This window comes from Micromonospora sp. DT233 (assembly GCF_049841815.1).
Lineage (GTDB): Bacteria > Actinomycetota > Actinomycetes > Mycobacteriales > Micromonosporaceae > Micromonospora.
Map to the genome: position 1 here is coordinate 286,503 of NZ_JBNCLB010000004.1, position 13,949 is coordinate 300,451.

8 protein-coding genes and 1 pseudogene are annotated in these 13,949 nt (G+C 74.5%); 8 read left to right on the plus strand and 1 reads right to left on the minus strand.

Annotated features, from left to right (window positions below; all coding sequences use genetic code 11):
* The first annotated feature begins 232 nt into the window (after positions 1-232).
* From trpC to ACLQ2V_RS12460, 6 genes and pseudogenes are all read left to right on the plus strand, one after another.
* Positions 233-1,036, plus strand: coding sequence for an indole-3-glycerol phosphate synthase TrpC (gene trpC, locus ACLQ2V_RS12435; RefSeq protein ID WP_425718830.1), 804 nt, complete (start codon positions 233-235; stop codon positions 1,034-1,036).
* Between the two features lie 40 nt (positions 1,037-1,076).
* Positions 1,077-2,312 carry a tryptophan synthase subunit beta gene (gene trpB, locus ACLQ2V_RS12440; protein ID WP_425718582.1) on the plus strand — a complete coding sequence of 412 codons (1,236 nt, stop codon included), beginning with the start codon at positions 1,077-1,079 and terminating at the stop codon, positions 2,310-2,312.
* Between the two features lie 4 nt (positions 2,313-2,316).
* The gene (trpA, locus tag ACLQ2V_RS12445) at positions 2,317-3,120 is read left to right on the plus strand and encodes a tryptophan synthase subunit alpha (RefSeq protein WP_425718583.1); all 804 of its coding nucleotides are present in this window, start codon (positions 2,317-2,319) and stop codon (positions 3,118-3,120) included.
* Positions 3,121-3,323: 203 nt separating this feature from the next.
* Positions 3,324-4,421, plus strand: a pseudogene (gene lgt / locus ACLQ2V_RS12450) (prolipoprotein diacylglyceryl transferase); the annotation flags it as partial.
* A gap of 293 nt (positions 4,422-4,714) precedes the next feature.
* Positions 4,715-5,905 (plus strand): FAD-dependent monooxygenase, encoded by a 1,191-nt coding sequence (locus ACLQ2V_RS12455; protein WP_425718584.1) that lies wholly within the window; start codon positions 4,715-4,717, stop codon positions 5,903-5,905.
* A gap of 151 nt (positions 5,906-6,056) precedes the next feature.
* Positions 6,057-6,317 (plus strand): hypothetical protein, encoded by a 261-nt coding sequence (locus tag ACLQ2V_RS12460; protein ID WP_425718585.1) that lies wholly within the window; start codon positions 6,057-6,059, stop codon positions 6,315-6,317.
* Between the two features lie 49 nt (positions 6,318-6,366).
* Here the strand turns inward: ACLQ2V_RS12460 and ACLQ2V_RS12465 are convergent, their stop codons facing one another.
* Positions 6,367-7,221: a GNAT family N-acetyltransferase gene (locus ACLQ2V_RS12465; protein ID WP_425718586.1), complete on the minus strand. Its 855-nt coding sequence runs from the start codon at positions 7,219-7,221 to the stop codon at positions 6,367-6,369.
* A 144-nt stretch (positions 7,222-7,365) separates the two neighbouring features.
* On the opposite strand from ACLQ2V_RS12465, the gene gltB reads away from it, so the two are divergent.
* Together gltB and ACLQ2V_RS12475 are read left to right on the plus strand one after the other, a co-directional pair.
* The gene (gene gltB, locus ACLQ2V_RS12470; RefSeq protein WP_425718587.1) at positions 7,366-12,093 is read left to right on the plus strand and encodes a glutamate synthase large subunit; all 4,728 of its coding nucleotides are present in this window, start codon (positions 7,366-7,368) and stop codon (positions 12,091-12,093) included.
* The gene (locus tag ACLQ2V_RS12475; RefSeq protein WP_425718588.1) at positions 12,086-13,594 is read left to right on the plus strand and encodes a glutamate synthase subunit beta; all 1,509 of its coding nucleotides are present in this window, start codon (positions 12,086-12,088) and stop codon (positions 13,592-13,594) included. The genes gltB and ACLQ2V_RS12475 overlap by 8 nt, the downstream gene beginning before the upstream one ends.
* Positions 13,595-13,949 lie beyond the last annotated feature (355 nt).

A 13,949-nucleotide genomic window follows, 5' to 3' on the forward strand; every position in this document is an offset into this window, starting at 1 on the left:
CTGCGGGGTCATCCCGCCCGGCGAGCCCGGTCGCGCTGGGTGACCTGGCGTTCACCGGAAGTCTGGCATTATGCCGCAGCCCATCTCGTGAGGAGCGCCATACCCCCGGGACCTGGTCCCAGGTGGCGCCGCCTAGCATCGGCCCATGACACCCGGAGAGGGGAGTCCGTTGGTGACTGCTGACCATCAGCGCGCGGAGGGGGACGAAGCCGCTCCGGCGGCGTCCGGAGGCGTGCTCGAAGAGATCCTGGCCGGCGTCCGCGAGGACGTCGCCCGGCGGCAGGAGCAGCTCCCGATGGAGCGGATCCGCGAGTTGGCCGCCGCCGCGCCGCCGCCGCTGGACGCGTACGCGGCCCTGCGTCGTCCCGGCGTCGCGGTGATCGCCGAGGTGAAGCGCTCCTCGCCGTCGCGGGGGCAACTGGCCGACATCGTCGACCCGGCGGAGCTCGCCGGGGAGTACGCGGCCGGCGGCGCGCGGGCGATCAGCGTGCTCACCGAGGGGCGCTGGTTCGGCGGGTCGCTGGACGACCTGGCGGCCGTCCGGGCGGCGGTGAAGGTCCCGGTGCTGCGCAAGGACTTCGTGGTCTCCAGCTACCAGGTGCACGAGGCCCGCGCGCACGGCGCCGACCTGGTCCTGCTGATCGTCGCCGCGCTGGAGCAGAACGCCCTGGTGGGGCTGCTGGAGCGGATCGAGTCGCTGGGCATGACCGGGCTGGTCGAGGTGCACACCGAGGAGGAGGCCGACCGGGCGCTGGAGGCAGGTGCCCAGGTCATCGGGGTCAACGCCCGCGACCTGCGTACCCTGGAGGTCGACCGCTCCGTCTTCGAGCGGATCGCTCCCGGCCTGCCCAGCAGCGTCGTCAAGATCGCCGAGTCCGGGGTGCGCGGCCCGCACGACCTGATCCGGTACGCCTCGGCCGGCGCCGACGCCGTGCTGGTCGGCGAGGGCCTGGTCACCCACGCCAGCCCTCGCGAGGCGGTGGCCGGCCTGGTCAACGCCGGCAACCACCCGGCGACGCCCCGGCCGGCGCGCTGAGCCGCGCCGTTCGACGAGCAGCAGCGAGAGGACACCCGCGATGAGCGCCAACGTGCCGGCCCCGGCCGGCCAGCTCCCCGACGCCGCCGGCCACTTCGGCCGGTTCGGCGGCCGGTTCGTCCCGGAGGCGCTGGTCGCGGCGCTCGACGAGCTGGACGCCGCGTACCGCAAGGCGATGGGCGACGAGGCGTTCCGCGCCGAGTTCGACGCCCTGCTGCGCGACTACGCCGGCACCCCCTCGCTGCTCTACGCGGCGCAGCGCTTCTCCGCCAAGATCGGCGCGCGGGTGCTGCTCAAGCGGGAGGACCTCAACCACACCGGGGCGCACAAGGTGCGCAACGTGCTCGGCCAGGCGCTGCTGACCCGGCGGATGGGCAAGCGGCGGGTGATCGCCGAGACCGGGGCCGGGCAGCACGGGGTGGCCACCGCGACCGCCGCCGCCCTGTTCGACCTCGACTGCGTGGTCTACATGGGCGAGGTCGACACCGAGCGGCAGGCGCTCAACGTGGCCCGGATGCGGATGCTCGGGGCCACCGTCGTCCCGGTCACCAACGGCTCGCGCACCCTCAAGGACGCGATGAACGAGGCGATGCGGGACTGGGTCGCCAACGTCGACGACACCCACTACCTGATCGGCACCGCCGCCGGCCCGCACCCGTTCCCGGAGATGGTCCGCGACTTCGTCCGGGGCATCGGCGAGGAGGCCCGCGCGCAGTGCCTCGACCTCACGGGCGCGCTGCCCGACGCGGTCGCGGCCTGCGTCGGCGGCGGCTCCAACGCGCTCGGCATCTTCCACGCCTTCGTCGACGACCCCGGGGTGCGGCTCTACGGCTTCGAGGCCGGCGGCGACGGCATGGATACCGGCCGGCACGCCGCCAGCATCACCGGCGGCTCCTCCGGGGTGCTGCACGGCGCCCGCACGTACGTGCTGCAGAACGCCGACGGGCAGACGATCGAGTCGCACTCGATCTCGGCCGGCCTGGACTACCCGGGCGTCGGGCCGGAGCACGCCTGGCTGCACGACAGCGGCCGGGCGACGTACGCGCCGATCACCGACGCCGAGGCGATGGCCGCGTTCGAGCTGCTCTGCCGCACCGAGGGGATCATCCCCGCGATCGAGAGCTCCCACGCCCTCGCCGGCGCGCTCAAGATCGCCCCGGGGCTCGCCGCCGAGCTGGGCCGGGAGCCGCTCATCGTGGTCAACCTCTCCGGCCGGGGCGACAAGGACGTGCACACCGCCGGCGAGTACTTCGGCATCCTCGACAAGGAGCAGTGAGAACGTGAGCCGGATCGGGGCAGCCTTCGACTCCGCCCGTGCGCAGGGGCGGGCCGTGCTGGTCGGCTGCATGCCGGCCGGGTTCCCCACCGTCGACGGCAGCATCGCGGCGATGACCGCGATGGTGCAGGCCGGGGTGGACGTGATCGAGGTGGAGATCCCGTACTCCGACCCGGTGATGGACGGCCCGGTGATCCAGCGGGCCAGCGACATCGCCCTGGCCGGCGGCGTCCGCACCGCCGACACGCTGCGCATCGTCGAGGCCGTCGCGGCCACCGGCGCCCCGGTGGTCACGATGACCTACTGGAACCCCATCGAGCAGTACGGCGTCGACGCCTTCGCCCGGGACCTGGCCTCGGCCGGCGGCACCGGCCTGATCACCCCGGACCTGATCCCCGACGAGGCCGACGAGTGGCTGGCCGCCTCGGACGCGCACGGCCTGGACCGCACCTTCCTGGTCTCCCCGTCGTCGACCGACGCGCGGCTGAAGATGACCGTCGAGCACTGCCGGGGCTTCGTCTACGCCACCGCGATCATGGGCGTCACCGGCGCGCGGGCGCAGACCTCCGACGCCGCTCCGGTGCTGGTCGACCGGGTCCGCGCGGTCACCGACCTGCCGGTCGGCGTCGGGTTGGGCGTCGGCACCGGCGCGCAGGCCGGCACGGTCGCCGGCTACGCCGACGGCGTGATCGTCGGCAGCGCCCTGGTCCGCTGCGTCCTGGACGCCCCAACCCCGGCAGACGCCCTGACGGCCCTGCGCACCCTCACCGCCGACCTCGCCAAGGGCGTCCGCACCCCCCACCCCTAACCCACCCCCCACCCCACCCCACCCCCCACCCCCCCACCCCCCCACCCCGCGTCGATCATGGAGTTGTGCTGCCCCGCAAATGCCGCCGAACGGGCGTAGCCGGCACCACGGGTCCATGATCGACGAAGCGGGCGGGGGCGGGGGGCGGCGGGGCGATGGACCGGGGTGCCGCCGAGGCGGTACGCAGCGGTAGCGTGTGGCCCGTGACCCTCGCTCCGACGATCCCCCTGGCGGCGCTGCCGAGCCCGAGCACGGCCGTCTGGCAAATTGGCCCGCTGCCCCTGCGGGCGTACGCGCTCTGCATCATCGCCGGCATCGTGGTGGCCTGCGTGGTCACCGAGCGCCGGCTGCGCCGACGCGGCGTCGCCCCGGGCGCGGTGCTCGACATCGCCGTCTGGGCGGTGCCGTTCGGCATCATCGGTGCCCGGATCTACCACGTGATCACCTCCCCGGGGCCCTACTTCGGCGACGGCGGCGACCCGCTGAAGGCGTTCGCCATCTGGGAGGGTGGCCTGGGCATCTGGGGCGCGGTGGCCGGTGGGGCGCTCGGCGCCTGGATCGCCGCCCGTCAGCTCGGCATCCCGTTCGCCGTGGTGGCCGACGCGCTCGCCCCGGGCCTGCCCCTGGCGCAGGCCGTGGGCCGGCTCGGCAACTGGTTCAACAACGAGCTCTACGGGGGCCTGACGACCCTGCCCTGGGGGCTGCGGATCCACGACATGGACCCGAGTAACCCCGGGCACGCGGAGGTCGTCGACGGTGAGCCGGTGCTGCTGCCCGGCCTCTACCACCCGACGTTCCTCTACGAGGCGCTGTGGAACGTCGGCGTCGCCGTGCTGGTCCTGGTCCTCGACCGCAAGCTGCGGCTGGGCCGGGGGCGGGCGTTCGCGCTCTACGTGATGGGCTACACCGCCGGCCGGTTCTGGATCGAGCTGATGCGCACCGACGAGGCCACCGAGATCTTCGGCGTCCGGCTCAACGTCTTCACGGCCGTCCTGGTCTTCCTCGGCGCGCTGATCTACTTCCTGCGGGTCCGTGGCCCCCGGGAATACCTGGTCCCGCTCGGCGGGCCCGCCGCCGTCCCGGCTCCTACCGGCGGCGACGTCTCCCAGGTCGACCTCTCCGAGCGGGAGACCGGCGCGCAGGCGAGCGCACCCGAGGGCTACCGGGTGGTCAGCGAGGAGCAGTTCCGCGCCTACCAGGAGACCGGAGTCGTCCCCGACGTCCCCGACGCCGACGCGGCGAGCCGGCAACCGGCGGACGTCGACGCCCCCGAGGGCGAACCAACGGCCGACGCGATCGACAAGACCGACGCGAGCGACAAGACCGACGCGAGCGGCAAGACCGACGCGAGCGGCAGTGCCGACGCGAGCGGCAGTGCCGACGCGAGCGGCAGTGCCGACGCGAGCGGCAGTGCCGACGCGAGCCGCAGTGCCGAGGCGAGCGGCAAGGTCGACGCGAGCGGCGAGGTCGACGCGGCGGCCGGCGACGCGCCCGCCGCCTCGCCGGCCGACGACGTGCGGTTGGGCGACGAGCGGGCCGGCGCCGCCGACCGCCGCGCCACCGACCGGGAGAGCTGAGCGGGGGAGGGACGGCAATGCGTACCGCGGTGGTGGTTGGGGCCGGGATCGGCGGCCTCGCGGTCGCCGGCGCGCTGGCCCGGTCCGGGTGGCAGGTCACCCTGCTGGAGCGCGCCGACCGGGTCCGCCCGGAGCCGACGGCCGTCGTGCTCTGGCCCAACGGGGTACGCGCGCTGCGCGCCCTGGGCCTCGGCGCGGGGCTGGACGCGATCGCCACCCCGCTGCCCGACGGCGGGGTACGCCGCCCCGACGGACACTGGCTGGTGCAGCCCCGCCCCGTCCCGGCCGACCGGACGCCGGTGGTGGTGCACCGGGAGGACCTGCACGACACGCTGATCGCCGGCCTCGGCGAGCGGGTGGAGCTGCGTACCGGCGTGGCGGTGCGTACCGCGCGGGCCGAGGCGGGGGAGCGGCCCTCGGTCGGCGACGGCCGGCAGCGCTTCGAGGCCGACCTGGTCATCGCGGCGGACGGCATCGACAGCGAGATCCGCCGGCAGTTGGCCCCCGAGTCGAGGGTGGTCAGCTCCGGCTGCGCCGCCTGGCGGGCGGTCGTCCCCTGGTACAAGGCCCCCCGGCTCGCGCCGGACCAGCCGGTCGGCGGGGAGACCCTGGGCGCCGGGTACCGCTTCGTGGCCGCCTCGCTGGGCGAACGCGGCTCCTCCGGCGGTGGTTCCAGTCGGGGCGGCGTCTACTGGGTGGCCACCGCCGCCGGTGCGCCCCGGCCGGAGTCCCCGGAGACCCAGCTCGCCCTGCTGCGCCGCTGGTACGCCGGCTGGCCCGACCCGATCGGGGAGCTGCTCGACGCCACCGACCCGGCCGACCTGGTGCAGCAGGAGATCCGCGAGTTGCGCCCGCTGCCGCGCGCGTACGGCTTCCCGGCCGGGCCGGGTGGGGTGGTGCTGCTCGGCGACGCCGCCCACGCCATGCCCCCGCACCTGGGCCAGGGGGCCTGCCTCGCGTTCGAGGACGCGGCCACCCTCGCCTCGCTGCTGCGCGAGACCCGCCTGCCGGACGCCGTCACGGCGTACGACCGGCTGCGCCGGCCCCGCGCGGCCACGGTGGTGCGGCAGACCCGCCGGATGTCGGCGGTGCTCCAGGCCCGGGGCCGGCTGGCCCTGCGGGCCCGCGACGCGGCCCTGGGCACGCTCAGCCCCCGGCTGCTCTCCAGCGCCGCCACCTCCGCCGCCCGCTGGCGCCCTCCGTCCTGACCCGCCGCCCAGCCAGGCAGGCCACAGGGGAGCGGTGCCGGGGCATCCGCCGGCAGCGGCGGGTCCGGCTGCCCGGATGGCCGATCATAAATCGGTAACCGTGGATTTATGATGGCCGGGCAGGTTCGTCGCCGCTCCGGAAGGACTCGCCATGCCCCAGCCGCTCCGCCGCCGGCTCACCCGCCTCGCGGCTGTCGCCGTCGCCACGGCAGCCGTCAGCCTCACCGTCGCGCCGGCCCCGGCCGCCGCCGTGCAATTCGACTGGCACGGCTACTTCGTGACCTACGAGGAGTGCGAGCTCTACCGCATCGACGCCAGTTACTGGGGCGAGGTGAGCGGCAACTGCGAATACCGCACCCTGCCCAACAGCGAATACAACGGCTGGTACTTCCGGGCCTGGTTGCCCGGGTAGGGCCGCCGTTGCGGGCCGGTCCCCGACCGGCCCGCCGACGGATCGGCGCTCAGATGAGCGCGCTGGGCTCGGCGATGCAGGCGGTGCCGAGCCGGCGGAAGCCGACCCGCAGGTAGACGCGGGCGATCTCCTCGCTGCCGGCGGAGAGGAAGATCAGATCGACGCCGGCCCGGCGCAGCGCGTGGGCGAGCGCGGCGGTGACCGCCGCGGCGAGGCCCCGGCGGCGGGCCGACGGGAGGGTGGCCACCCCGGCGATCTCGGCGGTGTCCCCGACCGGCATCGCCATTCCGCTGGCCAACGCGCCCTCGGTGGGCGTCTCGGCGAGCACGGAGAGGCGGCGGCCGTCGGCGGTGCGGGACCGCTCCTCCTCCAGCGAGGCCGCGTCCAGCTCGGTGATCGCCGCGTCGCGCTGCGCCGGGCCGACCTCACCCCGGGCGGTGCCGGCGACGGCGAAGCCGACCGCGGCGACCGCGCGCCGGGCGGCCACGTCGGCGGCGAAGCCGGGCGCGGCGGGGTCCAGCAGCCGCACCGGTACGTCGGTGAAGTCCGCGGGGGCGGCCAGCGCCGCCGCCGGGTCGAGCACCATCAGCGGGGCCTCCAGCACGGCCAGCCCCGCCGCGCGGGTGACCGCCAGCAGGTCCGGGTTGCGCTCGTGCACCCACTCGAAGGCCTCCGGCTGGCCCAGCTGCCGCTGCCGCTGCCGCACGGCGGTGACGTCGGCGACCGAGACCGGCGCGGTGGCGTCGAGGCGGGGCCGCGCGTAGAACGGCCAACCGGGGCCTTCCCGGACGAAGAGGACCAGGGGGCCGTGCTCCTCCACGCGGGCCACATCGCGGGGCACCGCGTCGTAGAAGTGCTCGAGCCGCTCGAACGTCGCAGCGTTGCCCAGACGTACGTCATCCACCGCGCGAGACTACCCTTCCCAGCATCTGGAAGTGTGATCAATCTGAACTGGCCTTGCGTGGCAACCCCTAACGTAGACTCAATAGACCCATAAGGGCCGACGTCGTCCCGCCATGTGTTGACCTGAGTGACGACAGGAGGCCCGGTGGCTTTTTCGTACCCTTCCAGCCCGCAGTCGGCCCCGCGCGCAGCCGGCCTCTACGACCCCGCGTACGAGCATGACGCCTGCGGGGTGGCCTTCGTGGCCGACCTGTACGGCCGGCGCTCCCACGCGGTGGTGGCCAGCGGCCTCGGTGCCCTGCTTCGGCTGGACCACCGGGGCGCGCGCGGCGCGGAGCAGAACACCGGCGACGGGGCCGGCATCATGATCCAGGTGCCGGACGCGTTCCTGCGCGCGGTGGTGGACTTCCCGCTGCCGCCGGCCGGCGAGTACGCCACCGGCCTGGTCTTCCTCCCCGACGACGACGCCGCCGAGGCCCGGTCCCGCCGGGTGCTGGAGAAGTACGCGCTGGTCGAGGGCGCCGACGTGCTCGGCTGGCGGGACGTGCCGACCGACGCGAGCGGCCTCGGCGAGAGCGCCCTCGCGGCGCTGCCCCGGGTGCGGCAGCTCTTCCTGGCCGCGCGCCGGCTCACCGACTCGCCCGCCGGCCCGGCCGGCTCCCCGCTGACCGGTCTGGACCTGGACCGGGTGGCGTTCTGCGTGCGCAAGCAGGCCGAGCGGGAGAGCGCGGAGCGGGGCGTGCCGGCGTACTTCCCGTCGCTGTCGGCCCGGACCATGGTCTTCAAGGGGATGCTCACCCCCGACCAGCTTCCGCAGTTCTTCCCGGACCTGACCGACGAGCGGGTGGTCAGCGCCATCGCGCTGGTGCACTCCCGGTTCTCCACGAACACGTTCCCGTCCTGGCCGCTGGCCCACCCGTACCGGTTCATCGCGCACAACGGCGAGATCAACACGATCCGGGGCAACCGGAACTGGATGCAGGCCCGCGAGGCGCTGCTGCGCAGCCCGCACATCCCGGGCAACATCCGCCGGGTCTTCCCGGTCTGCACCCCCGCCGCCTCCGACTCGGCGAACTTCGACGAGGTGCTGGAGCTGCTGCACCTGGCCGGGCGCAGCCTGCCGCACGCGGTGCTGATGATGATCCCCGAGGCGTGGGAGAACGACCCGGACATGCGGGCCGACGAGCGCGCCTTCTACCGGTTCCACGCCAGCCTGATGGAGCCGTGGGACGGGCCGGCGTCGGTGGCGTTCACCGACGGCGAGATCGTCGGCGCGGTACTCGACCGCAACGGCCTGCGGCCGGGCCGCTGGTGGCACACCGCCGACGGCCTGGTGGTGCTGGGCAGCGAGGCCGGCGTGCTCGACCTCGACCCGGCCACCGTGGTCGCCAAGGGGCGGCTGCAGCCGGGGCGGATGTTCCTGGTCGACACGGTCGCCGGGCGGATCGTCTCCGACGACGAGATCAAGGCCGAGCTGGCCGCCGCGCAGCCGTACGACGAGTGGCTGCACGCCGGGCTGATCGAGCTGGGCGACCTGCCGGCGCGCGAGCACGTGGTCTACACCCACGACTCGGTGCGCCGCCGGCAGCAGACCTTCGGGTACTCGCAGGAGGAGCTGAAGATCCTCCTCGCGCCGATGGCCCGCACCGGCGCGGAGCCGCTGGGCTCGATGGGCACCGACACGCCGATCGCCCCGCTGTCGACCCGACCCCGGCTGCTCTACGACTACTTCCACCAGCTCTTCGCCCAGGTCACCAACCCGCCGCTGGACGCCATCCGCGAGGAGCTGGTGACCAGCCTGCAGGCCACCATCGGCGCGGAGGCCAACCTGCTCGACCCGGGCCCGGCGAGCTGCCGGCAGATCGTGCTGCCCTATCCGGTGATCGACAACGACGAGCTGGCCAAGATCCTCTGCATCGACGAGGACGGCGACCTGCCCGGCTTCAAGGCCGTGCGGGTCTCCGGGCTCTACCGGGTCCGCGACGGCGGCGCCGGGATCAAGGCCCGGCTCACCGAGATCTGCCGGCACGTCTCCGAGGCGATCGAGGACGGCGTACGCATCCTGGTCCTCTCCGACCGCGACTCCAACGCGGACCTGGCCCCGATCCCGTCGTTGCTGCTCACCGCCGCCGTGCACCAGCACCTGGTGCGGGAGCAGACCCGCACCCAGGTGGCGTTGATCGTGGAGTCCGGCGACTGCCGGGAGGTGCACCACGCGGCCGTGCTCATCGGCTACGGCGCGGCGGCGGTCAACCCCTATCTGGCGTTCGAGTCGGTGGAGGACATGATCACCACCGGGGTGATCACCCGAGTGGAGCCGGCTGAGCCGGATGAGCCGCCAGCGCGGCTGGCGGCGAAGGCGGTGCGCAACTACGTCAAGGCGCTCGGCAAGGGCGTCCTGAAGATCATGTCCAAGATGGGCATCTCGACCGTGTCGTCCTACTGCGGGGCGCAGGTCTTCGAGGCCGTGGGCCTGGACGCCCGCCTCGTCCACCGGTACTTCCGGGGCACCCCCAGCACCATCGGCGGCATCGACCTGCACGGCGTGCACGCCGAGGTCGCCGCCCGGCACGCGCTGGCCTGGCCGCCGCCGGGGGCGGTGGCCTCCGACCGGCTCGAGGTCGGCGGCGAGTACCAGTGGCGCCGCGAGGGCGAGCTGCACCTGTTCAACCCGGAGACGGTCTTCCTACTCCAGCACGCCACCCGCAGCCGCCAGTACGACGTGTTCCGCCAGTACACCGCCAAGGTCGACGAGCTGGCCGCGCAGGCCGGCTCGCTGCGCGGCCTGTTCACCCTGCGCACCGGGGCCCGCCCGCCGGTGCCGATCGACGAGGTCGAGCCGGCCACCGAGATCGTCAAGCGCTTCGCCACCGGCGCCATGTCGTACGGGTCGATCTCCGCCGAGGCGCACGAGACCCTCGCCATCGCGATGAACCGCCTCGGCGGCAAGTCCAACACCGGCGAGGGTGGCGAGGACGTCGAGCGGCTGCACGACCCGGCCCGTCGCTCGGCGGTCAAGCAGATCGCCTCCGGCCGCTTCGGGGTGACCAGCGAATACCTGGTCAACGCCGACGACCTGCAGATCAAGATGGCCCAGGGGGCGAAGCCCGGCGAGGGCGGCCAGCTCCCCGGCAACAAGGTCTGGCCGTGGATCGCCCGGACCCGGCACGCCACCCCCGGCGTCGGCCTGATCTCCCCGCCGCCGCACCACGACATCTACTCCATCGAGGACCTCGCGCAGCTCGTGCACGACCTCAAGTGCGTCAACCCGGCCGCCCGGGTGCACGTCAAGCTGGTCAGCGAGGTCGGCGTCGGCACGGTCGCGGCGGGCGTGGCGAAGCTCAAGGCCGACGTCATCCTGATCTCCGGCCACGACGGCGGCACCGGGGCGTCGCCGCTGAACTCCCTCAAGCACGCCGGCACCCCCTGGGAGCTGGGCCTGGCCGAGGCGCAGCAGACGCTGCTGCTCAACAAGCTGCGCGACCGGGTCACCGTGCAGGTTGACGGGCAGCTCAAGACCGGCCGGGACGTGCTGGTCGCGGCGCTGCTCGGCGCGGAGGAGTTCGGCTTCGCCACCGCCCCGCTGATCGTCTCCGGCTGCGTGATGATGCGGGTCTGTCACCTGGACACCTGCCCGGTCGGCATCGCCACCCAGAACCCGGTGCTGCGCGAGCGCTTCACCGGCACCCCGGAGTTCGTGGAGAACTTCTTCCTCTTCCTCGCCGAGGAGGTCCGGGGCTACCTCGCCGAGCTGGGCCTGCGGTCGATCGAGGAGGCCATCGGGCAGACCGAGCTGCTCGACGTGGTGCCGGCCGTGGACCACTGGAAGGCCCACGGGCTGGACCTCGCCCGGGTGCTGCACCAGCCGGAGCTGCCGGCCGACGCCGCCCGGCGCGGCGTACGCGCCCAGGACCACGGCCTGGAGCTGGCGCTGGACAACGAACTCCTCGCCCTGGCCCGCCCGGCGCTCACCGACGGCACGCCCGTGCGGGTGGAGGTGGCGGTGCGCAACGAGCACCGCAGCGTCGGCGCGATGCTCGGCGGGGAGGTCACCCGCCGCTTCGGCGGCGTCGGCCTGCCCAACGACACCATCGAGTTCCTGCTGCGCGGCACCGCCGGGCAGTCGTTCGGCGCGTTCCTGCCGAGCGGGGTCACCCTGCGGTTGCACGGCGACGCCAACGACTACGTCGGCAAGGGGCTCTCCGGCGGCCGGATCGTCGTCCGCCCGGACGCCGCCGCGCCGTTCGTCGCCGGTGAGGCCGCGCCGGGGCAGCGCGCCGAGGACCAGATCATCGCCGGCAACACCATCTTGTACGGGGCCACCGCCGGCGAGGTCTTCCTGCGCGGCCGGGTCGGCGAGCGCTTCGCGGTGCGCAACTCCGGCGCGGTGGCGGTCGTCGAGGGCGTCGGCGACCACGGCTGCGAGTACATGACCGGCGGCACGGTGGTGGTGCTCGGCGAGACCGGGCGCAACTTCGCCGCCGGCATGTCCGGCGGCACCGCGTACGTCCGCAACCTCGACCGGCGGCGGGTCAACACCGAGCTGGTCGACCTGTCGCCGCTGGGCGACGCCGAGCGGGACCGGCTGCACGACCTGGTGCAGCGGCACTTCGCCGAGACCGACTCGGCGGTCGCCGAGGCGCTGCTGAAGCGCTGGCCGGAGGCGGTGGAGGAGTTCACCGCCGTGGTGCCCCGCGACTACCGCCGGGTGCTGGAGATCATGCGAGCCGCCGAAGCCGCCGGCCGTGACGTCGACGACGCGGTGATGAGCGCACTGACGGCACCGGCCGCCCCGGCCGCCCCGTCGACGCCCGTCGACGCGCCAATGCCGCCCGCCCCGCGGGCTGTCGCCCAGGAGGTGGCTCGTGCCTGACCCGAACGGTTTCCTGCGCTACGACCGGCGGCTGCCCGCGCGCCGCCCCGTGCCGGTGCGGATCAGCGACTGGCGCGAGGTGTACCCGCCGGCCGGCGAGGACCTCGTCCGCGAGCAGGCCACCCGCTGCATGGACTGCGGCATCCCGTTCTGCCACGACGGCTGCCCGCTGGGCAACCGCATCCCGGACTGGAACGACCTGGTCCGCACCGGCGACTGGGACGCGGCGGTGGAGTCGCTGCACGCCACCAACAACTTCCCCGAGTTCACCGGCCGGCTCTGCCCGGCCCCGTGCGAGGCCGCCTGCGTGCTCGGCATCGGCGGCGGCGACCCGGTCACCATCAAGCAGGTCGAGGTGGAGATCGCCGACGCGGCGGTCACCCGGGGCGGCCTGACGCCCCGCCCCGCGCCGGCCCCCACCGGCCGCTCCGTCGCCGTGGTCGGCTCCGGGCCCGCCGGCCTCGCCGCCGCCCAGCAGCTCGCCCGCGCCGGTCACGCCGTCACGGTGTACGAGCGCGACGACGCGATCGGCGGCCTGCTGCGGTACGGCATCCCCGACTTCAAGCTGGAGAAGCAGCATGTCGACCGGCGGATCGAACAGTTGACCGCCGAGGGCGTGCGGTTCCGCACCGGGGTGGACGTCGGCGTCGACGTGACCGCCGAGCAGCTCCGCGAGGCGTACGACGCGGTGTTGCTGGCCTGCGGCGCGTTGCAGGGGCGCGACACCCCGCAGACGCCGGGGCGGGCCCTGCGCGGGGTGCACCAGGCGATGACGCACCTGGTGGCGGCCAACCGGGTGGTCGCCGCGGCCGACGAGGGCCGCCCGGCGCTCGCCGTGCTGCCCGACGGCACGCCGATCGACGCGGCCGGCAAGCACGTGGTGATCATCGGCGGCGGCGACACCGCCGCGGACTGTCTTGGCGTGGCCCACCGCCAGGGCACCGCCGGGGTGCACCAGCTCGACCTGTACCCGCAGCCGCCGCAGGGCCGCGACGCCGAACGGGACCCGTGGCCCACCTGGCCGTGGGTGCTGCGCAACTACCCGGCGCACGAGGAGGGCGGGGAGCGGGTCTTCGCCGTCGCCGTGCAGGAGTTCGTCGACGACGGCACCGGGCAGGTCAAGGCCGTCCGGATCGCCGAGGTGACCGTCGAGAAGCGCGACGGCCGGCGCATCGTCACCCCGCTGCCCGGCTCCGAGCGGGACCTCCCGGCGGACCTGGTGCTGCTGGCGATCGGCTTCGAGGGCACCGAGCAGCAGCCGCTGCTGGAACAGTTCGGGCTGGCCCGCAACGGTCGGGGCGCCATCGACGCCCGCCCGGACTGGCAGACCGGCACCGACGGCGTCTTCGTCGCCGGTGACATGCACCGGGGCGCGTCGCTGATCGTCTGGGCGATCGCCGAGGGGCGCGCGGCCGCCGCCGCGATCCACGCGTACCTCGGTGGCGTCGGCGAACTCCCCGCCCCGGTGGACCCGGCCCGCCAGCCCCTGGCGGCCCGCTGACCCGCGCAGGCACCGAAACACCCGGACACCGGGCGCTGACGGGCTGACGAGCTGAGGCGCTGACGCGCTGACGGGCTGACGGGCTGACGGGCTGACGGGCTGAGGCGCTGACGGGCTGAGGCGCTGACGCGCTGACGGGCTGACGGGCTGACGGGCTGACGCGCGCCGAGGCGTCGATGGCCGTGACGGGCGGCGGTGCGTGTCGTGCCGAGCGCCGAGGCGTCGTGGCGGGCGGAGGTGTGTCGTGTCGGACGGCGGCCGATGCTCCGGAATCCGGAGCAAAGGCCCCCCCCCCTTAGCCCATGGCGCCCCTTCCCCCGGTTGGCACGGGTGCCCGGTATGTCGATGCCACCGC

Bases quoted from the DNA above. Each gene is read 5' to 3' on its own strand.
- trpB (WP_425718582.1), top strand. From the start codon at position 1,077: ATGAGCGCCAACGTGCCGGCCCCGGCCGGCCAGCTCCCCGACGCCGCC.
- ACLQ2V_RS12455 (WP_425718584.1), top strand. From the start codon at position 4,715: ATGCGTACCGCGGTGGTGGTTGGGGCCGGGATCGGCGGCCTCGCGGTC.
- ACLQ2V_RS12460 (WP_425718585.1), top strand. From the start codon at position 6,057: ATGCCCCAGCCGCTCCGCCGCCGGCTCACCCGCCTCGCGGCTGTCGCC.